The organism is Kurthia zopfii (genome assembly GCF_003143955.1).
GTDB lineage: Bacteria > Bacillota > Bacilli > Bacillales_A > Planococcaceae > Kurthia > Kurthia zopfii.
The window spans coordinates 31,610-56,924 of record NZ_QFVS01000012.1; the positions used below are offsets into that span (position 1 = coordinate 31,610).

The 25,315-nt window shown below is 36.0% G+C and carries 27 protein-coding genes; 2 read left to right on the forward strand and 25 right to left on the reverse strand.

Going from position 1 to position 25,315, the window contains the following annotated elements; translation table 11 throughout:
* Positions 1-10 precede the first annotated feature (10 nt).
* The 23 genes from DF281_RS06200 to DF281_RS06310 form a co-directional block, all read right to left on the reverse strand.
* Complete coding sequence (locus tag DF281_RS06200) at positions 11-985, reverse strand: transketolase family protein (protein ID WP_109349389.1); 975 nt, start codon at positions 983-985, stop codon at positions 11-13.
* The gene (locus tag DF281_RS06205; RefSeq protein ID WP_166636091.1) at positions 978-1,799 is read right to left on the reverse strand and encodes a transketolase; all 822 of its coding nucleotides are present in this window, start codon (positions 1,797-1,799) and stop codon (positions 978-980) included. The genes DF281_RS06200 and DF281_RS06205 overlap by 8 nt, the downstream gene beginning before the upstream one ends.
* Positions 1,789-2,544: an SDR family NAD(P)-dependent oxidoreductase gene (locus DF281_RS06210; protein WP_109349391.1), complete on the reverse strand. Its 756-nt coding sequence runs from the start codon at positions 2,542-2,544 to the stop codon at positions 1,789-1,791. The genes DF281_RS06205 and DF281_RS06210 overlap by 11 nt, the downstream gene beginning before the upstream one ends.
* A 22-nt stretch (positions 2,545-2,566) precedes the next feature.
* The gene (pseH, locus tag DF281_RS06215; protein ID WP_109349392.1) at positions 2,567-3,100 is read right to left on the reverse strand and encodes a UDP-4-amino-4,6-dideoxy-N-acetyl-beta-L-altrosamine N-acetyltransferase; all 534 of its coding nucleotides are present in this window, start codon (positions 3,098-3,100) and stop codon (positions 2,567-2,569) included.
* 13 nt (positions 3,101-3,113) lie between these two features.
* Positions 3,114-4,091 carry a UDP-N-acetylglucosamine 4,6-dehydratase (inverting) gene (gene pseB / locus DF281_RS06220; RefSeq protein ID WP_109349393.1) on the reverse strand — a complete coding sequence of 326 codons (978 nt, stop codon included), beginning with the start codon at positions 4,089-4,091 and terminating at the stop codon, positions 3,114-3,116.
* A gap of 18 nt (positions 4,092-4,109) precedes the next feature.
* Positions 4,110-4,448, reverse strand: a complete 339-nt coding sequence (locus DF281_RS06225) for a DUF8042 domain-containing protein (RefSeq protein WP_109349394.1) — start codon at positions 4,446-4,448, stop codon at positions 4,110-4,112.
* On the reverse strand, positions 4,423-6,156 hold the full coding sequence (locus DF281_RS06230) for a motility associated factor glycosyltransferase family protein (protein ID WP_166636090.1): 1,734 nt from the start codon (positions 6,154-6,156) through the stop codon (positions 4,423-4,425). The genes DF281_RS06225 and DF281_RS06230 overlap by 26 nt, the downstream gene beginning before the upstream one ends.
* Positions 6,157-6,307: 151 nt before the next feature.
* The gene (gene hag / locus DF281_RS06235) at positions 6,308-7,210 is read right to left on the reverse strand and encodes a flagellin Hag (RefSeq protein WP_109349396.1); all 903 of its coding nucleotides are present in this window, start codon (positions 7,208-7,210) and stop codon (positions 6,308-6,310) included.
* Between the two features lie 199 nt (positions 7,211-7,409).
* Positions 7,410-8,312, reverse strand: coding sequence for a flagellin Hag (gene hag, locus DF281_RS06240; protein WP_109349397.1), 903 nt, complete (start codon positions 8,310-8,312; stop codon positions 7,410-7,412).
* A 109-nt stretch (positions 8,313-8,421) separates the two neighbouring features.
* Entirely contained in the window at positions 8,422-8,640 is a 219-nt protein-coding gene (gene csrA / locus DF281_RS06245; RefSeq protein WP_109349398.1) for a carbon storage regulator CsrA, read from the reverse strand.
* Complete coding sequence (gene fliW / locus DF281_RS06250) at positions 8,640-9,083, reverse strand: flagellar assembly protein FliW (protein ID WP_109349399.1); 444 nt, start codon at positions 9,081-9,083, stop codon at positions 8,640-8,642. Before fliW ends, csrA begins: the two co-directional genes overlap by 1 nt.
* Positions 9,084-9,086: 3 nt before the next feature.
* The gene (locus DF281_RS06255) at positions 9,087-9,653 is read right to left on the reverse strand and encodes a DUF6470 family protein (RefSeq protein ID WP_109349400.1); all 567 of its coding nucleotides are present in this window, start codon (positions 9,651-9,653) and stop codon (positions 9,087-9,089) included.
* A gap of 69 nt (positions 9,654-9,722) precedes the next feature.
* Complete coding sequence (gene flgL / locus DF281_RS06260) at positions 9,723-10,607, reverse strand: flagellar hook-associated protein FlgL (protein WP_109349401.1); 885 nt, start codon at positions 10,605-10,607, stop codon at positions 9,723-9,725.
* Positions 10,608-10,618: 11 nt separating this feature from the next.
* Positions 10,619-12,238 (reverse strand): flagellar hook-associated protein FlgK, encoded by a 1,620-nt coding sequence (flgK, locus tag DF281_RS06265; protein ID WP_109349402.1) that lies wholly within the window; start codon positions 12,236-12,238, stop codon positions 10,619-10,621.
* 158 nt (positions 12,239-12,396) lie between these two features.
* Positions 12,397-12,885, reverse strand: a complete 489-nt coding sequence (locus tag DF281_RS06270; protein WP_109349403.1) for a flagellar protein FlgN — start codon at positions 12,883-12,885, stop codon at positions 12,397-12,399.
* A 16-nt stretch (positions 12,886-12,901) separates the two neighbouring features.
* Positions 12,902-13,165: a flagellar biosynthesis anti-sigma factor FlgM gene (gene flgM, locus DF281_RS06275; protein ID WP_109349404.1), complete on the reverse strand. Its 264-nt coding sequence runs from the start codon at positions 13,163-13,165 to the stop codon at positions 12,902-12,904.
* A gap of 173 nt (positions 13,166-13,338) precedes the next feature.
* Positions 13,339-13,752, reverse strand: a complete 414-nt coding sequence (locus tag DF281_RS06280; RefSeq protein ID WP_109349405.1) for a TIGR03826 family flagellar region protein — start codon at positions 13,750-13,752, stop codon at positions 13,339-13,341.
* A 69-nt stretch (positions 13,753-13,821) separates the two neighbouring features.
* Positions 13,822-14,409 (reverse strand): ComF family protein, encoded by a 588-nt coding sequence (locus DF281_RS06285; protein ID WP_109349406.1) that lies wholly within the window; start codon positions 14,407-14,409, stop codon positions 13,822-13,824.
* Positions 14,406-15,776: an ATP-dependent helicase ComFA gene (locus DF281_RS06290; RefSeq protein WP_240605518.1), complete on the reverse strand. Its 1,371-nt coding sequence runs from the start codon at positions 15,774-15,776 to the stop codon at positions 14,406-14,408. The genes DF281_RS06285 and DF281_RS06290 overlap by 4 nt, the downstream gene beginning before the upstream one ends.
* A gap of 132 nt (positions 15,777-15,908) precedes the next feature.
* Complete coding sequence (locus tag DF281_RS06295) at positions 15,909-16,757, reverse strand: DegV family protein (RefSeq protein WP_109349407.1); 849 nt, start codon at positions 16,755-16,757, stop codon at positions 15,909-15,911.
* A 130-nt stretch (positions 16,758-16,887) separates the two neighbouring features.
* Entirely contained in the window at positions 16,888-17,550 is a 663-nt protein-coding gene (locus tag DF281_RS06300; RefSeq protein WP_109349408.1) for a nuclear transport factor 2 family protein, read from the reverse strand.
* 233 nt (positions 17,551-17,783) lie between these two features.
* Positions 17,784-18,458, reverse strand: coding sequence for a response regulator (locus DF281_RS06305; protein WP_109349409.1), 675 nt, complete (start codon positions 18,456-18,458; stop codon positions 17,784-17,786).
* A 36-nt stretch (positions 18,459-18,494) separates the two neighbouring features.
* On the reverse strand, positions 18,495-19,643 hold the full coding sequence (locus tag DF281_RS06310) for a sensor histidine kinase (protein ID WP_109349410.1): 1,149 nt from the start codon (positions 19,641-19,643) through the stop codon (positions 18,495-18,497).
* A 191-nt stretch (positions 19,644-19,834) separates the two neighbouring features.
* On the opposite strand from DF281_RS06310, the gene DF281_RS06315 reads away from it, so the two are divergent.
* Positions 19,835-20,467 carry a YigZ family protein gene (locus tag DF281_RS06315; protein WP_109349411.1) on the forward strand — a complete coding sequence of 211 codons (633 nt, stop codon included), beginning with the start codon at positions 19,835-19,837 and terminating at the stop codon, positions 20,465-20,467.
* Positions 20,468-20,606: 139 nt separating this feature from the next.
* On the forward strand, positions 20,607-21,758 hold the full coding sequence (locus DF281_RS06320; protein WP_109349412.1) for an LCP family protein: 1,152 nt from the start codon (positions 20,607-20,609) through the stop codon (positions 21,756-21,758).
* Positions 21,759-22,163: 405 nt separating this feature from the next.
* Here DF281_RS06320 and DF281_RS06330 read toward each other — a convergent pair whose 3' ends face one another.
* Together DF281_RS06330 and DF281_RS06335 are read right to left on the reverse strand one after the other, a co-directional pair.
* Entirely contained in the window at positions 22,164-23,201 is a 1,038-nt protein-coding gene (locus tag DF281_RS06330) for a glycosyltransferase family 4 protein (RefSeq protein ID WP_109349414.1), read from the reverse strand.
* 250 nt (positions 23,202-23,451) lie between these two features.
* Positions 23,452-25,128 carry a methyl-accepting chemotaxis protein gene (locus tag DF281_RS06335; protein WP_109349415.1) on the reverse strand — a complete coding sequence of 559 codons (1,677 nt, stop codon included), beginning with the start codon at positions 25,126-25,128 and terminating at the stop codon, positions 23,452-23,454.
* Between the last annotated feature and the right edge of the window lie 187 nt (positions 25,129-25,315).

Genomic DNA, 25,315 nt, shown 5'->3' on the forward strand with positions numbered 1-25,315 from the left:
AACGAGACCTCTATTCTTCTAGATAATCAAATATTTTTCTTGCTATAGACTCCCCATCCAATTCATAATATTTAAGCATTTCTTCGTAAATACCTGAATTTTCATAACTATGTGGCAAGCCCATTATTAAATGTGGTGGTCTAACCTTAAAGGAACTAAATACCTCAGCAATACTGCCTCCTAATCCACCAATTATACTATGTTCCTCAACTGTAACTAATAATTTTTTCTCGCGCGCAATTTCATTTAATTTTTCATTATCAAGTGGATTGATTGTATGCATGTTGATGACTTCAACTGAAATACCTTGTACTTCTAATATTTTTGCAGCACTGATACATTCAGATAATATACTACCTATTCCAATAATTGCTACATCAGTTCCATTTAATAAAGTATTACTTTTCCCAATTTTGAAGTCATAATCTTCTCGGTAAACTATCGGACTCGGAGAACCTGCCGTCAACCGAATGTAAAGCGATTGTGGGTAATTAAAACTTGCTTCTAATAATTTTGTTAGTTCAAAACTATCTGCTGGAGATACGATGGTAATGTTAGGTATCGATCTAATAATTGAAATATCTTCCATGCTACAATGCATTGTTCCTATCATGCCTAATACAATACCACTTGATAAACCTACCATACAGACTTTATTTTTCATTTCGCCGATATCCATTCTTATTTGTTCAAGACATCTTAAGGTTTGGAAAGGTGCGTAAGTTGTCGTAAACACTTGGAAACCTTCACTTGAAAGTCCTGCAGCAATCCCTATCATATTTTGTTCTGCAATTCCTACATCTAAGTAATTATTAGGATATGACTTTCTAAACCTATCCAATCCAGCAGGTATTGATACATCTGCAGTTAAAACCATTAAATCCGAATTCATTTCAGCATATTTCAGCATTTCAATTCCAAAAACTGCTCTTTGCCCCATCCTTGAAAATAATTTAATTTCTTTAGAAAACTTACTACTACTCATATACGACACCTATATCTTGAAGTGCTTGCTTATACAAATTTTTTGTTAATACCGAGTGATGCCACTCAATGTTATTTTCTGCAAATGATACCCCTTTACCTTTTATTGTATTTGCTATTAACGCAAATGGTTTATCACTGTTTTGATTACTCTTAATTTTTGAAATAATATCATTAACATCATGACCATCGCATTGTACAGAATTCCATCCAAATACTTTGAACTTTTCTCTTAAATCCCCCATATCTAAAGTCTCCTCTATTTTCCCACCTAATTGATATCCATTTCTGTCTACAATTACTACAAGGTTATCTAATTTCTGCATACTTGCAGACATAACTGACTCCCAAATTGAACCTTCATTGCATTCTCCGTCTCCAAGAATTACATAAACTTTTGAATTAGATTTTTTTTTCTTTAATGCTATAGAAACTCCAATACCTAAAGAAAGCCCCATCCCCAGACTACCACTAGTGAACTCAATGCCTTTTGCTCTGTTCATTACAGGATGCCCCAAAAACTCACTATGACTCTTCATAAATGTGTCTAAATCATTTTCACCTATAAGTTCAATATATTCTAATGCCGCATAGTAAGACAATACGCCATGTTCCTTACTCAATATTAATCGATCCCGATCCTCAAAATTAGTCATATCATTACTTATTTTCATTACATAACCATACAGTGCTGTAAATATTTCCACTAATGATAATCCTGGACCTAGATGTGCCGCGTTATTTCCCGATGAAAACGCAAGGTCAATTGACCTTTTTCTAATCGCCTTAGACATTTCAGTAAGATTATAAACCACGGAATGCCCCCCCATCTACTCTTATAATTTGTCCTGTAATAAAAGAAGCTAAATCTGAACTTAAAAACAATACTGCTTTTGCAACTTCTTCTGGTTTACCTAATCTTTTCATACAGGATTGATTGATTTCTTCTTTAAGGAAATCAGTATTTGTAATATTTTTATCTAACATTTCCGTTTCAATGAATCCAGGGGCAATTGCATTACTCCTAATTTCACTAGATTCAATTGCTAATCTTTTTGTAAATTCATTAATTGCTGACTTACTTATGCTATACCCCATCATACCAGGATAAGAATTTAACGAAGCAATAGACGAAATGTTTACAATAGAAGGTGTTTTTGATTTTCTCATAAGCTTAATAACATATTTCGTTAACTCGAAAGCTCCATAAAAATTAATTCTCATCATCTTTTCTAAATGACTAACTGTAGTTAGTTGAGCCAATGTATCCATGGCAAATCCAGCATTATTGATTAATATATCAATTATTATTTTATTTTTCTTCAGCTTCATCACAAATTGTTTAATTTCATCTATTTTTTCTAAATCAAAATAATAAAATTGAATATCCACATTATTTTCCTGTGCAATTCTAGAAAATTCAGCTTCAATTCTTGGGTTTTTCTTTCTCATACATGCTATAATATTACTTTTATTTTCTGCAAATAACTTAATTATTTCTTTCCCAATTAATCCGGAAGAACCTGTGACTAATGCAGTTTTGCCAATGAGCAGCTCCATACACAGCACCCTTTTCTTTTTATTATTCGAAACTAGCAATTAAACTATGAAATTTCACCATAGTATTCCATTTCTTTTTTGTTAATTCAAGTATTTCAACATCATAGTACTTTTCATCTTTATAAATATGATCCTGAAGAATCCCGACTTCTCTAAAACCATAATGTAGATCCATTTTTTTCATTCCTAAGTTATTACTCATTACTTCAATTACAATTTTATTTAAGTTAAATTCAAAAAAAGCATAATTCAAGAAATATGGTAAAATCCTGCTAGCTATTAACGAATAATTTTGATCACCTATATAAAAACCAGATGATGCTCGATTGTTTCTATAATCAATTTCGTTTAAAGAAATTAGTCCAATTTTAACATCATTTGAATAAATCACATAATATTGATTTTCTTTTGAATCAATATTATCTCTAACCCATTTCAAATGTTTATTTTTATCTTCATCTAAATTAGTATACATGTATTTAGTAACGTGTTCCTTTTTTCTCCATTGAAAGATCTCATCTGCATCTAGTAATGTCATTTTTTTAAATGTAAGCATATGTTATTCCACCTTACATAATTTCTACTAATTCTCTTAACTCCAAAATTGTTAGCCAGTCAGTATTTTCATTACTTACATAATGAAAATCTTCCGCTATAGGTTTCGAACCTTTTTTATTATCCTCAGACCACCAACTAAATTCAGGTTGTATTACATAATAATCCTCAAATTCAATTGTATGTCTTGCATCATCTTCAGTAATCATTGCTTCATGAAGTTTTTCACCTGGGCGAATGCCTACAATTTTTATTTCACAATCTGGTCCAATTGCTTTTGCTAAATCAACAATGTTCATACTAGGGATTTTCGGAACAAATAATTCGCCACCATGCATACGTGATAAATTATCAATAACAAATTGGACACCATGTTCTAAAGTAATCCAGAAACGTGTCATTCGAGCATCGGTTACTGGTAATACTCCTGTTTCACGCATTTTCTTGAAGAACGGCACTACACTTCCACGACTTCCAACAACATTACCATATCGAACAACTGCAAACTTCGTATGTTTTTCACCAACATATGCATTCGCTGCAATGAATAACTTATCCGAAGCTAATTTCGTTGCACCATATAAATTTATTGGACTACAAGCTTTATCAGTTGATAGAGCAATTACTTTTTCTACACCTTTATCAATTGCAGCATCAATAATATTTTGCGCACCATGGATATTTGTTTTTACTGCTTCAAAAGGATTATATTCACAAGCATCCACGTGTTTCATAGCTGCTGCGTGAATGACGATATCTACTCCATCAAAAGCTCTATACAATCTTTCTTTATCTCTAACATCGCCGATGAAGAAGCGAATTCTGTCATCTGTAAATGTCTGTTTCATTTCATATTGTTTTAACTCATCACGAGAAAAAACGATAATTTTTTTAACACCTTGCTCAAGTGCTCTTTCAATAAACATTTTACCGAAAGATCCTGTACCTCCAGTAACAAGTACTGTTTTATTTTTTAATGCTGATTGAGTCAATTTAATCCCACCTATATATTAATTTGAAGCTATATTTTTAATTCCCTTAAAAAAAGGAATGATCTCGTATTCGAAAATATCTGATACTATTACAAAATCTCCAACTTCAAGTCCCGAATTGATTTCATTTAAAAAATCCGTAACTTGATTTTCTTTCCAATCTAGAGTAATTCCTTCTGCTTCCAAATAGCTTCGTGCACTTGTAAGCCATGTTATTCCTTCAGAGAAATCGACAACCATTTCTAATGCTTCACTTATCCGATTTTCATTTATAAACCTGACAATTTGACTACAACCAGCCGGAATTCTATGAATATAATCATTGTAATCACTAACGACTTCTTCTATTTGAATCATTTATCTCATCTCTTTTCTCTTTAATTGCAAATTGAACTATTTCTAAATACTTTTCTACTGCTAATAATCCATTTTTATAGAAATCAATATTTTGATTTTTTACTCTATTAAATCTTTGATATTCTGTTTCATTTTCTTTTTCTAAATATTGTGTATCAACAGATAGAATCGTTGGCATTAATATATGACTTATTGGCAATTTTTTATTTAATCTAGATATTTCCATATCGTTTGCATCTAATGTTTTTATTGTTGAATTTTTAAATTTTTCTATTGTTGAATCATTTTCAATCGTCTTAATTGAACTCTTATATATTTTGATTAATTCTTTGGTATTTTTCAAATCCTGCATATGCTTTTTAAGTACTTGCGAATTCTCCATTAATACGGGAAATTTTAAATCATTCGATATTATCATTTCGTCTTCATTTTCCACTACATATTTTCTAACAAAATCTTTAAATGGAATTTGTTTATAGCCTTTGAGCTTTGCACCACCTTCAGTACAGTTAAAAAACTCATTGGACGGTGGTTGAACGACAATCATTCTTTCAAATGCAATCCTCATAGAATTCATAGATGTACTAGTTTGAATTTTCCCCTCATAATAGCCATCCACTAACTCAAACTCATCTTTATTAGTAACTTCTATCTCCTTAACATGATTATGTCCTTTCACATGACTCAAATTGTCAGTGAATGCAAGATCCTGTCCAATAAATGCAATTGGGCCACTTGATATATATTGAGCAATTGAAAATGACAAGTTTGCGACAGTACTACCTGCTAAAAGTGATGGTATTTTTTCCCCAATAAATTCATCTACGTACTTATTCACATCTGCATGCCCTAATAAATTACAAATAATCGCTTGTTTCTCAAAACTATCTCTTATTTTAGGATGATTTTGAAAAGAATAGATCATGGTGGCATTTTTAATCAATAAATTGGAAAAATGATTATAGTTAGCATCTCCACCATCAATTGTGACAATATAATCTGGCGAAATATCATTATCTAACAAAACATTTGTTGTAGAACCAGAGGATAGTAATATTATATTCTTTCTCCACTTCTTTACAAGCGGCAATTGCTTTAACAAAGATGGACCACTTGAAGCAATTACTATAGGTAACTCAAACATATTTTTTAAGTTTTCAATACTTGCATCTCGATTCATATGATTCAAATTTAACGCAAGGTTCTTCTGCCATTTTTCTGAAAACATCATTAATGTATTATCATTCACACGATTTGCTTCTTGTAAATCCCTAATTTTTTGTAATAATTCTTTGTATAACCCCGGAAATATTTTGTCATAGTTTTTCGTACAATAAACATTAAATTTTGTACGAACCTTTGAGTTAATATTTATTAAAACATCCTCTAAAAATGAAATCAACTCCGATGAAATTTTCACTATTTCATCATGTTCTTTCTTTATTTTAAGTTCATCGCGCCCTAATAAAGGATCTATAACGATTATTTGTTCGTCATAGCGATTTCTCTTAATTAGCTCATCTATATAGTGTCCGCTTCCATAACCAAATACAATATTTAGACTATGCGGACTATATTTTTTAGCTATCACTTGTTCTGCTTCTCTTACCGGATTGTACTTACTATGTATATAATATTCATTTATTTTTAATATTGGATTTCCATCTTTTGCTTCAAATTCTTCGATTATAAATTTTCCTTGCTCCATTTTCATCACTCCATAGTCTTTATATCGTCATTTTTTATAGAATAATTAGGATTTCCCAAAATAAATATTATTTTTTTAAAAGAATAAATGACTTCTGTCGCATACGAAAAGGATTCCATCTTTAGACAGAATCCCTAATCAAATCGTTATATTATTGTAATAATTGAAGAACACCTTGTGGTTGTTGGTTAGCTTGCGCAAGCATTGATTGCGCTGCTTGAGTTAAGATATTGTTTTTAGTGAATGCCATCATCTCTGCAGCCATGTCAGTGTCACGGATACGTGATTCTGCTGCTGTTAAGTTTTCTGATGTTGCACCTAAGTTATTAATTGTGTGCTCTAAACGGTTTTGCACAGCTCCTAATGATGCGCGAGTTTTAGAAACTCTATTAATTGCTGAATCAATAATTGAAATTGAGTTATCGGCATTTGTTTGAGTCGTAATATTTAAGCCTGCACCTTTGGCTCCTGCTGAAGCTAACGAAGTAATTGCTCCTATTTTAGAATTAACCCCTAACGCAGTTGCACTCATTGTTTGAATACTTAAGTTAATTTTTTGCCCTGAGTTTGCACCGATATGGAAAACCTTACCTCCATCGACAGTTGCTTGACCAGCTGATGTGATTGTTTTACCAAATTTACCATTTAATAAAGTTTGAGTATTGAATTCAGTATTTTTTGAAATACGTGTGATTTCTTCTGATAATGAATTAATTTCTAATTGTAGTGCTTCACGATCCGATGTTACGTTCGTGTCATTCGCAGATTGTACTGCTAATTCACGCATACGTTGTAAGATTGAGTGTGTTTCGTTAAGAGCACCCTCAGCTGTTTGAATTAGAGAGATTGAATCGCTCGCATTTTTAGAAGCCATGTCTAAACCAGAGATTTGGCCGCGCATTTTTTCTGAAATTGCTAAACCTGCAGCGTCATCGCCTGCACGGTTAATTTTGAAACCTGAAGATAATTTTTCTAAGTTTTTAGAAGCTGCTGCTTGGTTTGCACCTAAGTTACGGTGTGTGTTAAGAGCTGCAATGTTATGTTGAATTCTCATTGTGGAATTCCTCCTTGAATTTTATTTACCCCACGTCCCTGTGGTGGTTGCTCGGTACTTGTACCTTACACAAATTTTATCGGCTACAATTTCATTTTATTAACTCAAAATTAAAAGAAAAAAGCTACTTTTGAGAAAGCACTTCGTTTTCCAAAAGAAAAAGCGTATAGGCAATTGCCCATACGCCTGATTCCATCAATTATTGTAATAATTGAAGAACACCTTGTGGTTGTTGGTTAGCTTGCGCAAGCATTGATTGCGCAGCTTGAGTTAAGATGTTGTTTTTAGTGAACGCCATCATCTCTGCAGCCATGTCAGTGTCACGGATACGTGATTCTGCAGCTGTTAAGTTTTCTGATGTTGCACCTAAGTTATTAATTGTGTGCTCTAAGCGGTTTTGTACAGCCCCTAATGATGCACGCGTTTTTGATACTGTTTTAATTGCTGAATCAATAATTGAAATTGAATTATCGGCATTTGTTTGAGTCGTGATATTTATACCTTTACCTTTATCTCCAGCAGCACCAATTTCAGTAACATCCGTTTTAATTGCGTCAACCCCAAGTGCAGTCGCACCCATATTCCCAATACTAAGATTGATTTTTTGACCAGAGTTTGCACCGATGTGGAATGCTTTCCCACCAATTTGTGTCGCATTACCACCTGAAGAATCTGCTTTACCAAATGATCCTGTTAATAATTTTTGAGTATTGAATTCAGTATTTTTTGAAATACGTGTGATTTCTTCTGATAATGAATTAATTTCTAATTGTAGTGCTTCACGATCCGATGTTACGTTCGTGTCATTCGCAGATTGTACTGCTAATTCACGCATACGTTGTAAGATTGAGTGTGTTTCGTTAAGAGCACCCTCAGCTGTTTGAATTAGAGAGATTGAATCGCTCGCATTTTTAGAAGCCATGTCTAAACCAGAGATTTGGCCGCGCATTTTTTCTGAAATTGCTAAACCTGCAGCGTCATCGCCTGCACGGTTAATTTTGAAACCTGAAGATAATTTTTCTAAGTTTTTAGAAGCTGCTGCTTGGTTTGCACCTAAGTTACGGTGTGTGTTAAGAGCTGCAATGTTATGTTGAATTCTCATTGTGGAATTCCTCCTTGAATTTTATTTACCCCACGTCCCTGTGGTGGTTGCTCGGTACTTGTACCTTACACAACTTATATCGAAATGCTTTCAAAAAAGTTTAGCTTATTTAATAATTTTTTAATTGTTCGAGTAGATTAGTGTCAAATTGTGTCGCATCTCGGTTTTCTTGTTGAATTGCTTCGAAAACTTCCTGTCGATCTACTTTGACAGAGCGAGGTGCTTCGATGCCCAATTTCACTTGATCACCGTCAACTGCGATGACTTTTACTTTAATATCCTCGCCAATCATAATCGATTCGCCGACTTTTCGAGAAAGGACTAACATTAGCGAACACTTCCTTCCTTCGCTTGTAATGGATAGCGAAGTGGATGCGCATCATTTTCAACTAGGACGATTTGTCGACCAACTTTCATTTTAGCATTAATGACAATTGGCGCTAGTAAATTCATAGTCGATTGAAGCAATGTCTCTTTCAATGTCAAAATACCATAGACAAGTACATCTTCAGGTGATTCAATTTCAAGCTGCTGTTGAATTGATGGTTCTAAATCGAATTCATAATCTGCTTTAAAATCATATGGATATCCCGCCATGAAGCCCACTGTAGGTGTTTTCACTGATTGTAAGATGATGAATGGTGACTTCTCAGCAAGTGGGATGATGACAAATTCTGTTTCCTCTTCAAATGCTGGAATCCCTTTCGGAAAATGAATTATATTTTCTGGATCAATCGTCATTTCACCTAAAAATTTCGTTTGAATTTTCATCTGTTATTCTCCTTTAATTACGGATGTTTGGACGTTTTCACGTTGCACGATCGTTCCTGAAACTTTCCCAGGTGTGTAATCATGCACGACTTTTCCTAATTGTACATCGATTTGCGGTTTATGTGTTTGGAATTGGACATTTAAATCGCCCGCTTCATATTTAATTTTCACTGAACCAACAGAAGGCTTCCATTCGATGCCTAGTCGCTGTTGCTCATACGTATCATGCTGCTTCGCAAGGTTTGAAATTGTATCACGTCCGCCATCCGGTTGAATATTCATTAATGCATTTCCTTCAGAAGCTCGGCGCGCGATTCCTTCCATAACGGCTGATTGCCCTTTTTGAGCAAAATTCCGAATCGATTCGCCATTCGAAATCAGTCCGAGTTCGCGATATGCCTGTGAAGAATCAATTAATAGTTTCGCATCTGTTTGCGAAATTTGTAATGTAGCGGCTGGTTGTGAAATCGTCTGCTTCGCACGTGGTTGTTCAATATGTTGCACTGGCTTTGAAATATTCAAATTAAGTTTTGCATCTTGCGTTTGAATTTGGATTCGATCAAGTTTCATAGTATGCCTCCTTTACAATAGAAAGAAAGCGCCCGGGCGTCATCGAAAACGCACCGAACGCCATATATTTTATAGGAAATCGACTAATGAAGGGCGAATAATTTTTGCTCCTACAGAAAGTGCTGCACGGTGAATTGATTCTTCCGTGATCAATTGTGTAATCGCTTGTTCATATTCCACATCTTCATTATTTGAAAGTTGTTTCGTTACTGAAATTTTCTGGCTGCTTAAACGATCCATCATCGTATCAACACGATTTTGTTTCGCCCCAACGCCCGCTTGAACTTTTAAAACCGCATCTGATTGCGTTTGTACTTTCGTAATCATTTTGCCAATACCCTCGCCAGTTGCGCCGCCATCTAATTCTTGTTGAATCTCATTCATCATTGAGTCTATATTTTGGAATAATTCCTTCGCAGGTGTATTTACGCCGAAAGTGATGCCATCATACACTTCCACTTCAACCGTACTCATATTCCCTTGTAAAGTTGGTAGTGGATCTTTTGCGCCCGCATTTGCAAATAATGGTTTTCTTACGTCCGTACCTGAGAAAATATACGTGTCGCCTTGTTGCGTATTCGCTACGTCACGAATTTGTTGACGAATTTGGTCGATTTCTTTTTGCATCGCTTTACGATCATCGTCCGTATTCGTATCATTTGATGCTTGTACCATTAAATCTTTGACGCGTTTTAATGCATTATTCGTTTGCGTTAGCGCTGAATCGGAAGCATCTAACCAACCATTTACTTCATTCATATTACGAGTGAATTGGTCATTCTTCACTAAAGTTGTACGGTAACCCATACCCTTTACTGCAGCAACCGGATCATCTGAAGGTCTCGTTAGCTTAGAACCACTTGATAATTGTTGTTGTAGCTTCCCCATCGTGCCGTAACTATTACTTAAATTATTCAGCATATTATTCGAAAGCATTGATTGTGTTATACGCATTGAAAGTCCTCCTATAATCCTACGCGGCCCATGCCGTTAATTATTTTGTCTAAAGTTTCATCCATTACGGTCATCATACGAGCTGATGCATTGTACGCTTGTTGGAACATGATCATATTCGTCATTTCTTCATCAAGTGATACTGAACTTACTGAAGCTTTATTATTCGCGATTGTTAATTGTAATGTTGCCGAGTTTTTCGCCATACGTACAGCTTGCTCACCTAGCACCCCGACATCCCCAACCATCCCTTGATAGAAAGTTTGAGCAGATGCACCGTTTAAACCAGCTAGTACTTGCGTTTTAAGTTTGGCTAAATTAATCGCATTCGTACCATTCCCAGATTCACCTTGAGTTGATGAAGCTGCGATTTGGCTATAATCATTTTTGATTGCATCCGAAATTGCAAGATTCGCTGCACTGAAAGGTTTGCCATCTGTCGTCACGAAGAAATCCTTATCAGCAACTGATGGCTTACCATCTTGTCCAAGCGTGAATCCACTATTATGAATAGTATTAAATTCCTTCGCAAATTCCGCTGCTAATTTATTTAAATCATTAATTTTCTTCGGATAAGTACCTGATTCAGCAGAAAGAGTTAATCCGTCCGCTGATTTCTCCACATGACCATAGCTATCAACTAAGCTTTGTAATACGCCCGTTCCTTTAGACATTTGCGCCATGCTCACTGTTTTACCAGCACCGCCACCGCCCATGACAATATTAAATTGTGAAAATGGTGTGTACCCTTCATCTTCTGTGAAGTTTTTGTCTGTTAAGGCGCCTGTAACTGGATCAACTGTTGTCGTTTGCGCCGTTAATTTCGCGGCATCCTTCTTGTTCACAAGCTCCACCGTATCAGGAACACCATTCGTAGAAGTACCTAACTTCATCGAAATAATATATGTACCTTCCGCATTCCCTTGTGAATTACCACCATTACCTTCTTTCGTAATCGTGATTGGAACATATTGAGAAAGTTGGTCGACTAAATTGTCTCGCGCATCATATAAATCATTTGGTAAGTAACCATTCGGTTCAACAGTTGCGATTTGCTGATTCAATTGAAGAATCTGTTCTAAAATTGAATTCACATTTTTTGTTTCAACATTGATTTGGTTTTTTAAATCGCCTTGTACTTGTGTCAATTGCTTGTTGATATAGTTGAAAGTATCCGCAAGATGACTTGCTTTTTCCACCGCTACTTGGCGCGTCGCATCATTCGTCGGTGTCGTACTAATATCTTGCATCGCTTTATAAAAATCATCAAAAGCCGTATTTAAACCATAGCTTGAAGGCTCCGAAAAAATGTCCTCTAATTGCTTCACTGCTTCCGTTTTTGAACCCCAGAAACCTAAATTTGTCGTCTCTTGGCGGAATTGATTATCAATAAATTGGTCGCGTACACGCGTAATTGATCCAGCAGTCGCACCAGTACCTAAATAACCCGGTATTTTCGGTGAATTCATCCCTAATCCTGGGAAGCCATTCGTCGGCGTCATCTGTACTGTTTGGCGTGAATAACCGATTGTATTTGCATTGGAAATATTATGTCCAGTTGTATAAAGAGCTGATTGCTGAACCGATAAACCACGTTTGCTCGTCTCAAGCCCCATAAAAGTAGATGCCATTTATTCATTCTCTCCCTTTTAATAAAAAATCACGTTTTACATTCTGTTCTTTTAATCGGCGATAACTCATTTTTTTGAAGCAAAATGCTGAAAAAACGTCCTTTATTCATACTTTTCACAAAAAAAGATGAAGCAGACATTCCTGCTCCACCTTTTTTCTATGCTTTTGAGTCAAACTGCCCTTGCATAGCAGACTTACGATTCCCTGAAGTCGAACTATAGTTGATTTGATCCGGTTGTGGACGAAGTAAATCTAACGTCAAATTAACAAATTGCAATGATTGAAAAAGAAGCTTTTGATTCATATCATTTTGATTTTGAAGTGTCGTCACCGTTAGTAACAAGGATTTTCGCTTCTCTTCAAGCTGATTCTTCTCATCTTCACTCGCATAATTCATCAAATCACTGACAGCCACTCCAGCTGAAGTAACTTGACGTTCTTTGAAAAACTGTTCGACCGCTTCTTGTCGCTGATTTTCCAATTGTGAAATAGCTGCAATATGCGATTGTTCATTTTTCATCGTTTCATCTAAACCCTCAACCTTCGCAGATTGAAGAATTTCAGTTTTATGATACGCAAGTTTTAATAAACTTCGATGCATCATATTAAGCTTATCCATAATCATTAAAATTTGTTCAATCGACATTGTCTTGACTCCTTACTTATGGGCGATAAAAATTCGCGATATTCTTCGCCAAATTATTCGCATCGACTTTATAAGTACCTGCTTCAATTTGTTGTTTTATAGCTTGGACTTTTTCTGCACGTTCTGTTGAATAAGGTTTAATACCTTGAAGGTCCTTTGCTTGAGAAGAAATTTCTAATTGATCCGCGAAATTCATCGTTGTTTTTTTAGTAGCCTCAGTTTTAAGTTGCTGGTTTTTATAAGGATTTACTGGATTCACACCATAATTATTAATCTTCATATCATTGACCTCCTTTTTCATTTATAGTTACCCATTACTTCGGCAATATTCACTATAGTTTTAGTGAGAAACCTATAAAAGAGTAAGTATAACTACTCAACAAAAACATGAATAGTCGTTTATACCTATAACAACTGGAAGTAGGCTATATATATAGTCTTTGAAATATTTTTTTATTTTTTGCGTTCATTCAGATAAGTGCCACGCTCATTTTTCGTAACAGACTCACGGAATTCTTGGCCCGCTTCAAATGCTCGTAATTCACCTTTAAATTTGGATTGGCAAGAATCACATAACTTCCCAACAGTCGTTAAATGACCACAGTTGTCACATGGATAGCCAAGATTCGGGAATAAAGCCGGTTGCAAACGACCTTTACGAACCCATTTGTGTAATAAATCTTCTTCAACACCTGTCGCTTCCACGATTCTCTCAATTGTAGCCGCACGATTTTCACGTTTTCTTAAAAAACGATAAACTGTTTCGTACATTTCCTCTTCATTCGCAGCACATTTACTACAAATTTCCCTCACACCAATATAATTAAAAAAACCGTTACATTTTGGACAATTTCTTAATTCACCCATATAAACTACCTCCGATTCATGCATCTCCCTTATTATGTCGACAGAATTCGATTTGAGTTTACTTTTCGATTACATTTGCCCCGAAATAAATGTGAGTATTTCCACTTTCTCTGCTCCTGCATCCATCAACAGTTGTCGTGCTAGTGACATCGTCTTTCCCGTCGTCATGACATCATCAATTAATATTATTTTTTTGCCACGCATACTTGCCCCAGAAATTAGTGAAAAAAATTGAGCCACTTGCTCACGTTCTTTTTTGGACTTCTTACTTTGCTGTTCTTCTGTATCTTTCTGCAATACCGTTTGAAATGGTATATTGGCAAATTTCAGAACGGTTTCGACATGCGCAAAAGTTCGCTCAATTTCCTTTTTCGGATGCATAGGAATCGGTATGACGACATCATATTTCCTTTTCTTAATGGCCTTTCGAATACTAGCCGCAAAAAAATGTGCTACGCGAAGATCTTGCTGAAATTTGTATTGATGAATGACATCGTTCATAAATTCATTATGAAAATAAATTGCATCCGGACTTTTAGAATAGACGAGCTGCTCCTCACAATTTGAGCAAATGATAAAACTTGGCGCGCGCCATAAAAAAGTAGCCCAAGTAACTTCTATAACTAAATATTCCCCACAAAACAGACAATTATTCATAGTCGATTCAACCGCTTAATCTCGGATACCGCAAAATCCATCTGACGTGTTAAGCCGTCATGGAAGAAAATCAAGTCGCCACTCGGTGCATCTTTTGAACGCCCCACCCTTCCACTAATTTGAATGAGCGCAGCGTGATCGAAAATACGATTTTCCGCCCCTACAACTGCCACTTGTAAATTGAAAATCGTGATGCCTCTTTCTAAAATCGTCGTCGTCAGTAAACCGCAAACCTTGCCATCTCGTAAAGCTTGTACACTCTCTTTTCGATTCGGATCACTCGCATGAACCGCCAAAATAGAATGCTCAATTTTTTGAATTAAAGGCAATGCGACCATCATCAATTTAACGGACGGGAAAAATACTAAAAACGGCTTATTTTCCGACACGCATTTGATGAGCCAATTTCGTAGTTTTCGCGGAATAATCCCTTGATTAAATTGGCGATCATACTGCCACAACGAATCAAATTTCGGCACAGGCAAATCTTTGCCATGGAATCGTCGCGCAATAAATGAATAACATTTTCTCTGTGAAAACCGCGTTCGCTCAAGCTTTGTAGGGGTTGCTGTTACAAGAATTGTACGTCCACTCGCTTTTTTCGCTTTCTTCACAGCTTGGCGTAATTTCTCGTCAAATGTATACGGAAATGCATCCGCTTCATCGACAATAATGACATCAAAAGCAGCTTCAAATCGCAATAATTGATGCGTCGTCGCGATGATTAACGGGCTGTATTCCTTGTAAAATTCACTGCCGCCATAATACGACTGAACTTGTATCTTTTCGAATGCTTTTTGGAATCTCGGACTCAATTCAAGTACAACATCTGTACGAGGTGTTGTCACACAGATTCGTTGGTTTTTAAGCAATGCATCTTCAGAAATTGGGAATAAAATTTCCGTCTTTCCAGCACCTGTTACCGCATGAATGAGATGATCCTTCTCATGACGAACGGCCTCATCTGCCACCATTTTCTGACTCGGAGTTAAAGTGCCTTGCCATGTCATGATTGGTGATTTCAGCTGTATGTGAATCGGTGGGCCAACCCAACGTAAAAGCTTCGTACAGCGACTAATTCTGCCCATAATAATGCAGTCCAAACAATAGCTACAACTGCCTTTACATTGGCTGCAATCGAATTTTTGAAGGTTTTGACTACCGCATCTTCGACAACTATTCTTCTCGGTGATTCCTTGAAATTGCTCAATGAAATGGGCATGGATATGGTAGGTAATTGTATCGGGATGAAATGGCATCTTTTCGGCAATCCAAATTCGTCCGACTAAAAAGGCTTGGAGTTTATGATCAAATAAATGAGGTGATACTTTTTGAGGGAGTAGTAGACGTCTTTGCAATTTAAGCAAAAAAACCGCCTCCTATTGTTAAATAAAAAAAACACCTAAAGCTGTGAAAGCTCTAGATGCAAGTAGTGGAATATTGTTTAGTGCATAAAGTATAACATTGCCTAACGAAAAATTCTACATCATACTGAAATTCTATGCGTTTTTCCGAAACCAGCCCATTCCGATTGACCCTTCACCTAAGTGCGTACCAATAACTGGACCGAAATAACTTAATTTAAATGAGCATTGTGGATACTGGCTTTGAAGCTCGTCCATCCACTGCTGACCTTCTTCAGGACAGTTTGCATGAATAATCGTTACATCAAGTTCATTATGACGACTTACCGCTTCGGCTAATAATTCTTCAACACGTTTCATTGCTTTTTTACGTGTACGAATTTTTTCGAATGGTTCGATGACTTTTTCGTTGAAATATAAAATTGGTTTAATTTGAAGTAATCCGCCAATTAAAGCAGCACCTGCTGATAATCGACCACCGCGTTGTAGATGAGCTAAATCATTTACGATGAAATAAGCTTCCATTATTTGACGCATTTCTTCTAAAACAGGTAGAATTTCTTTTGCATTTTTGCCTTCCGCTGCCATTTTAGCTGCTTGGATTGCATAAAAGCCTTGTACTGCACAAGCGATTTCACTGTCGAAACCAAATACTTCTATTTGCTCAACCATATCCCCCGCTTGTAAAGCACCTTGATATGTACCACTAATTCCACTTGATAAATGGATTGTAATGACCTCATCATAGTCTTCTGCTAATTCTTGATACTTTGCAACAAATTTCCCGATTGCTGGTTGCGTTGTTTTCGGTAATTGCTTTTCGTTGCGCACTTTATCATAAAATTCTTCAGTTGTAATCGATACTTCTTCTTCATAACTTTGCTGATCGATTACGACACTTAACGGAACCATATGAATTGAATATTTTTCTCGTTCTTCTTTTGTTAAATAAGCTGTACTATCCGTTACTATTGCCGTTTTCATATTTCCGTTCACACTCCTACTCTGAATATTTTAAAGTATTTTTGACCGAAATGGAAATAAAAAAGAAATAGTCACTATTAAGTCGCGCGAATGACTTTTTATAGTGACCGTTTCATATGGATTATTGCGATTATTCACCTTTAGCTGCGCTTCCAATTGCTTGTAGTGATGTAACTTTCCATCCTGTACTTTCTTTCACGAATTGCGTTAATTGCTTCACTTCATCTTTCGCTTCCGTATTTTCTTGCTTCACGTCGATGATGAGATCGGCATAAATATAAGCGCGATTACCACTGTAATCTGTAATCGTCACATTCGTTGCAGTTCTTTTTATATCGAAATCTTTGAAAATTGCCGCTGCATTATTCAAATCTTCTTGTAAATTAAAGCCTTCAGGATTTTGAGCTAAAATCGCTTCATATCGCTCAAGATCCTTTGCGTTAAATGCGTCCATATATTCTTTAAAAGCTGCGAGTAATTGCTTTTTATCCTCTGCAGGAATTTCAGCAGCTTCTTCAATTTTTCCATCTACTACAGAATATCCAGCTTCATCATCTTTCGAATCCCCTTGAATACTTTGCGCTTGTTGAGCTTCTGGTTTTGCCGAAGAAGGTTGTCTCTGTGCTTCTTCAACTGTCTTACTTATATCCGTATTTTCTACTACTTGTTTCGTAGATGATTTCTCACCATCACTTACAGAACCCTTATTTTGATCTTCGGAAGCTACATTATTCCCACAAGCTGATAACAATAAAACACACACAGAGGTAAAAATTAATTTCGTTAATGACATTCCCCAAACCCCCCCTCGCCCATTGTAGCATGGAATATTTTCTCACTCGAATATTTCTTCATACTTACTATAACGACTTTCATTCAAAAAGGTTACTAAAAAGATTCGGCACTATGTAAATGTTGAGGTGATTGATTTCCTTATTATCATAAAAAAAAGCTTCACCTATGATCAACATAAGTGAAGCATGAAAAATTTTCAGAGATTGTCACATCAACCGACAAAAAAAATCATTAGCGGACTTCAACCCAACCATTTTTAATTGCAGTAACAACCGCTTGTGTACGGTCATTTACGTTCATTTTTTGAAGGATGCTTGATACATGGTTTTTAACTGTTTTTTCAGAGATGAATAAAGATTCTCCGATTGCACGGTTACTTTGACCATCTGTAAGTAATTGAAGTACTTCACATTCACGCTTCGTTAATAAGTGGAATGGACGGCGAATTTCTGTTTGATGGAAATTCCCTTTATTTTCACGTTCGCTTAGACGGCGGTATTCCGCTACTAAATTACGTGTAACTTTTGGATGTAAATAAGAACCACCAGCAGCAACAATTTTAATTGCGTTAACGATTTCATCTGCATCCATCTCTTTAAGCATGTAGCCTAATGCACCTGATTTAAGTGCGTGAGATACGTAAGATTCGTCATCATGGATTGAAAGCATAATTACTTTTGCTTCTGGGTATTTCTCGATTAATTGTTCTGTAGCTTCTACGCCATTCATTTGAGGCATATTGATGTCCATTAATACGACATCTGGTGAATATTCTTCATAAAGACGTACTGTATCGATGCCATCATCGCCTTCAGCGACAACTTCAAACGAGTTTTCGAAATCTAAAATTCGTTTTACACCTTCACGGAAAAGTTGGTGGTCGTCTACGATAATAATTTTTGTCATTTGATATTCCTCCTAGAAAAAATCTTTTTCTATTTGTTATTTTATTTCAGTAATTGGAATTGTGACAAGCACAACTGTACCTTGATGAACAGTTGAATTTAATTCCATCTTACCATTTAATAGCTCAACACGCTCGTGCATACCTACTAACCCGAACGAACCTTCCTTACTCACTCCAGGATCAAAGCCAATGCCGTTGTCTTTTATAGACATGACTACTTGACCTTTTTTCCAAATAAAAGTAACTACAATTTCAGTAGCTTTCCCATGCTTGATTGCGTTATTTACACACTCTTGTACGAGTCTGAAAACAGCAATTTCATAATTCGTTTTTAATCGAATTGGTTCGCCTAATGAGTTAAATTGAATGGTCGTATCCTGGTTGTAATCTTCAACTGAGTGCAAATATTTCCTTAAAGTTGGAACAATGCCTAAATCATCTAATGCCATAGGTCGTAAATCATAAATAATTCTTCTCACTTCATGTAAAGCATCTCGAACCATCCCTTTTAAAGATAAAATCTCTTGAAGTGCTTGTTCGACACCTTTCTCATCATATGTGCGATTTATCAAATCAGTACGTAACAATACATTAGCTAACATTTGTGCAGGTCCATCATGAATCTCGCGAGAAATACGTTTCCGTTCTTCTTCGGTCGCTTCAATAATTTTAATAGTGAAATCTTCTTTGATCTTTGCGTTTTCCAACGCAGGCCCTACATGTTTTAAATCATATGTTAAATAGTTTAAAACAACATTCACTTGGTTGACAAGATGATCTGCTTTTTCTATTGTTTCAAGCAAATTTTTCATTCTGCGCTCTAAGTCATCGCGTCGCTCTCTTAATGCTTTTTCATTTGATTGAACGAGTGTGTGCTTAATTTGAATTTGATTTGCTTGCTCATATGCTTCTTTTACCTCTTGCTCAGTATGAACCATGAAATTACGTGATACTTCTGCTAATTTCTGTCGCGATATTTTAGAGTCTTTCTCTAATAAATCGCTCTCTATTATGATATTCTTTATTTTATGACGAATATCCTCTAATTCGAGTTTCATTTCTTCAAATGTTTTTCGACTTTGTTCACTGATTGTAAAAATATCATGTTTTGATTCATCTATCGTTTTTACCATTCGATTAAAGACTAAATCAAGGGACTTTATATCGAACTTATCTTTTGGCATACACATACCCCTTACAATTTTTGTTACATTAGATTCCATAGTTCCAATCAGGATTAATACATTATATTTATAAATATTTGCTGTGTCTAATTTAATTATAACAGTTTTGTGTCAAAACAATACAGAAAAATTGATTCTAATTGAACTTTTTTCATTAATCGCATTATTTTTTTACTAAGGAGAGGATACTAATGAGAGAAAATTATCTAACAATTCCTTCAACAGGGACAAACGAACTAATCATTTCGAAATCCAGGTTCATCGCACATTGCTCGAGAGCAGAATCTGAAGACGAAGCGCTTGACTTTATTTTAAAAATTAAAAAAGAACATAGTAGCGCGACACATAATTGTTCCGCCTACCTTATTGGTGAACATGATCAAATCCAAAAGGCCAACGATGATGGTGAACCGAGCGGCACAGCTGGTGTACCTATGTTAGAAGTATTGAAAAAACAAGGTTTGAAAGATATTGTCGTTGTTGTGACACGCTACTTTGGCGGTATTAAACTTGGTGCTGGTGGCTTAGTGCGAGCATACGGCAAAGCGACTACACTTGGCATCGAGGCAGCCGGCATTGTCGAATGTCGACTGCATGCCTTAATAAAAATTTCTGTAGACTACACTTTACTCGGTAAACTTGAGCATGAAATTCGAAATTCTGACTACTTACTGGATCGCATTGAATATTTAGAAGGCGTTGATTTTTCAGTAAATGTTGAACGCGAATCAGTAGAACGTTTTTCTGAATGGATTACAAATTTAACAAGCGGACAGTCGACAATTACTGTCGAAAAATATCATTTTTTAGAATTCGAAAAATAATATGATTTTACGCACTCATTTTCACATAGTATAATCATGAATATTGTGTTTTTTTCAAAACATAAGAAACTATTTAAAAAACTCTATCGTCTAATGTATATAATTTCTGTTTCCCAGTTCAATTTAAAGGAGAAAAACTATGCCAGAACAAAAAATACCTAGCACCCATAGGAAGAAAAGAAAAAAGAAATCCGGTAAAGGACTGAAAATATTCCTTACGATTTTCCTCATTATTCTTTTAGCAGCCGGTTCGTACTTATTCTACTTATACTATGTGGGCAAACAAGCAGCTGATAAAGCTTATGATGCGAATGGTCATTTAAAATCCGACCTTCGCGAAGAAAAGGTTAAACCACTTGAAGATAATATTTCCATCCTTTTCGTCGGCGTTGATGATAGCGCAAAAAGGGGTCAAGGTAACGGTAATTCACGTTCCGATTCTTTAATGCTTGCGACGCTAAACAATAAAGATAAGAGTGTAAAACTTCTTAGTATCCCGCGTGACTCATATGTGTACATCCCTGAGTTTGGTTACCAAGATAAAATCACGCATGCTCATACTGCACCATCAGGCGTTAAATCTACTATCGACACGGTTGAGAAATTATTAAATGTACCAGTCGATTACTATTACGAGTTAAACTTCGATGCGTTCATTCAAATCGTTGATGCTCTTGATGGGATTGAAGTAGATGTTCCTTATGATTTAAAAGAATTAGATGAAAATGATAAACGAACAATCAACTTGAAAAAAGGTGTTCAAACTGTAAATGGTAGTGAAGCATTAGCACTTGCTCGTACGCGTCACTACGATAATGATTTCAAACGTGGCGAACGTCAACAGATGATCATTAAAGCAATCGCAAGTAAAGCAACTGACTTCTCATCATTTACAAAATATGATTCACTTTTAACTGCAATTGGCGACAATATGACAACGAATATGTCATTTAGCGAGATGAAATCATTCTTCTCTTACTTGAAGGGTGGCATGCCAAAAATGACTTCACTAGCTCTTGAAGGGCAAGATGATATGTCTACTGGTGTTTACTACTTCAAATTAAATGATGATAGTGTCTTATCGGTTCGTCAGCAACTTCAAAAACAATTGGGGTTACCACAGGATCAAACTTTAAATTCTGATGCGAATGCAGCGGCAAAAGGTAAGGCTTCAACAGATGCTGCAACACCGAAAAATGAAAAGCCAAGCAATGCTTCGACTAACTTCAGTGGCAAAAGCAATAACGGAGAAGACTTCAGCTCAGAACAATTCTCTGATAACAATAAATAATTCGGCTCAATCAAAGGAAATCACTTAGGTGGTTTCCTTTTTTTGTGGTCGTTTTTTATATTTATATACTTTCTTTTAGAAATAACGAATAATCTCATTTTGGGCGACGCTTTTCGCGGGTACGCCCAAACGGTTACTAATTTGCCAACATTCTATCCATTGATTGGTTTTGGTCAACTAGAGAATAAATTCCATTCTTCAAAAAATATTGGAAACAAAAATTGATGTAATTGATTGCCTTTGCATTTCAAATTTTTCAAGAAATGAAAGAATGGCCATGACTCCTTCCGAAAAGCATCGCCCTAAACGAAAATTTAACCAGCAGTATCTGAAAAACAAAAAACCTCTGCAATTTAGATGTTTCCATCACATTGCAGAGGTAGTTCAATCAATCGTCGTCATTTTTCATTTTTTTTTAACAAGATTGAGCAATGGTCTGTATTTCGACCCTGCCAATCCAATCACTTCAACGAATAATTCGATGACAAGTAGTAGGACAATCGCCAGTAGAATAGCGCCCCAAATCTTCGCCATTGAGAAAATAATGGCAGCCAAGCCGAACATCGCTGCTAAACCATAAATAATCGTAACCGTCTGCTTATGCGTGAAACCAATGCTGATCAAACGGTGATGTAAATGCGATTTATCCGGTTGGAACGGCGGTTGCTTGTTTAATAATCGACGCACGATGGCGAAGAAAGTATCTGAAATCGGAACACCAAGCATTATGACTGGAATAACTAAAGATACGAAAGTGACGTTTTTAAAGCCGAGTAATGCGAGTACGGAAATAATAAATCCTAAAAATAATGCCCCTGTATCACCCATGAAAATTTTCGCGGGATGGAAATTATAAAATAGGAAGCCAAATGAACTCGCTGCTAAAATTAACGCCATCATCAATACAAACCCATCATTCATAATGAACGCCATTGCAGAAAGCGTAATTAATGCAATCGTTGAAACACCTGCTGCTAAACCATCTAAACCATCAATTAAGTTGATTGCATTTGTGATGCCGACAATCCAAATTAATGTAAGCGGGATACTTAAATAACCAAAATCAAGTACGCCACCAAATGGTAAGTTGATTGAAGCAATCGTAATATCTCCGAAGAAAATAACAATCGCTGCTGCAACAGTTTGCCCTAAAAATTTTGCTTTAGCTGAAATTTCAAGCATATCATCCAATACACCCGTTAAAATGATGATGAAACTGGCGATGATTATTGGAATAATCGCTTGATTTTCAGGTCTATAAATTAATACTCCTATTAAAAATGCGAGGAAAATGGCCAAGCCACCTAGTCGAGGCATGATTTTCGCATGCACCTTCCTTTGATTCGGTCGGTCTACAGCTCCCACACGATATGCAAGTTTTTTAACAAGAGGAGTTAATAGTACCGATGCGATAAATGCTCCGATTAAAGCGAGGTAGCTCATACCTTTCCTCCTTAATATATGATGTAAAAAATCTTTTATATTTTATAATAAATCACACTGTATTATAGCACGTATTCATATAAATGAAATAGTATGCAGTATAATCTTGTCCGACTTATGACGATTGTTATACTTGAAAAGTTTCAATCTTTATAAAGTAAAGACGAAACTAGTGAAATTTCACTCCGTTCCGCCCAAAATTTGCTATTCATCTACTTCCTTATATACCTAAATTACGCTACTACTAAACTTACACAGTGAAACGCTTCGTCGACCCTTGCATCTCATCTACTTTTTTGTAAACCATTTCTACATCTTGCAAAATATATTCACTCGCCAGTTTATTCATTTGCACAAGTTGATTCGTATCTTCAATTTTCACTGTACTTTGATTGATTGTATGCCCGAGTTGTTCAATCAATGTTGTCGTTTCATCTTTTTCTACTTCAATTCTTCGCACCTGATTTTCAATCGCAGAAAACTGAATTTGCGCTTCGCTAAGTTGCGATACAATTTGCTTCATCGCACTCGCTGTATTTTTCACTGCATCCATCGTTTCATTTGAACAATGTAGACTCTGGTCAAATGAGCCTTCCATACGCTCCCCTTGCGCCTGTATCTCCCCTGATACATTCTGGATATGCTGTGCCGCCTTATTCACTTCCTCAGCTAAATTACGTACCTCTGTCGCCACTACTGCGAAACCTTTGCCACTCTCTCCAGCTCTTGCTGCTTCAATTTCGGCATTTAGAGCGAGCAGATGCGTTTGACGGGAAATACCCTTCACTAAATTGGATACACGAACAATTTCATTTAGACGTTCTTGCAATTCATTGCGCTCACGATCCGCTTCTCCGATAAATGATTGAAGACGCAGCATCGAGTTCACCGATTCGCTCATGGATTGATTGCTTTTCTTCGCATGATCGACCGTGACATTACTATGCGCCGCTACTTGTTCCAGACGAATAATCATATCTTCCAAGCTTTCCGAAAAACGTTGAACAAATTGCACAATCCCTTCTGAAGTCGCCTGCTGTTCCTGCGATTCCGCCAAGACAGCCGATAATTGCTCCTCCATCTTTTCCGCGCCAACATACGATTGCTCCGAAGATTCCTTCAAAGTTTTCGTATTATTTGAGATGAGTTGCGCCCCTTTTTGAATCATAATGATCGTCGATTTCAACTGTGATTTCATATCATTCATCGCCACTGTCACTTCACCAATCTCATCCTTCGTCTCGACTTCGATATCCGCAATTTGCAAATTCCCTTCAGAAATCTGTCTCGCAGAATAAGCGAGTTTCTTCAATTGTCTTCTAATTTGTCGATTCGTCATCATTAGTAAAATGCATGAAATCGTACATGCAAAAAGGAATGAAGCGCTCAACATGATGAATGTATAATTTTGTGCTTGCTGCATTTTCTGTACTATTTCAGCTCGCTCATTTGATAATTTGTCATTTTCCTTACGAATTTTGCCTTCAAACTCGTTATATGTATGATATACCGCATTTAACTGCCTTCTTTTTGCGATATTATCCTTTCTTTCAATTGAACTTTTCAATTTCGCTTCATATGAAGTATCCATTGAAGTCAAAACATCCTTCATCTCTTTTTGAGGAATCGTCTGAATGCTTTTCGTCTGCTTTTCCAACTCCCCTTTCACCTGTTGGTAATCCTCATCGAAATTATGCATCGGATCACCGACATAGTGATTGATGGCGATATACAAATTGGCGTAGCCCTGTGATAAACCTTCTAATAAATTCACTTCTTGAGAAAGGCGATCCAGTTCACTCGACCATTTCTTATTTTCGACAAGCTGGAACATGAGCATAATCGTCATTACTGCAAAAAGAACAATTGTGATGCCCACAGTAACTAAATACTTCCGATAAATTGGTAATTTTAACCATAGTTTCAATTTCAAACACCTCCGCAAGCCCTACTTTAACATAGGTATTTTAGATTAAGTTTGTCATTACAAGACTTTAACATAGCCTTTACACGCAACTTACATTACGCTATTAATACGTATTATTTCTATTTCAAATACACAATTCTGTCAATAACACCTAAATGCCACTCATTTTCGAAATTGTTTATTCCTT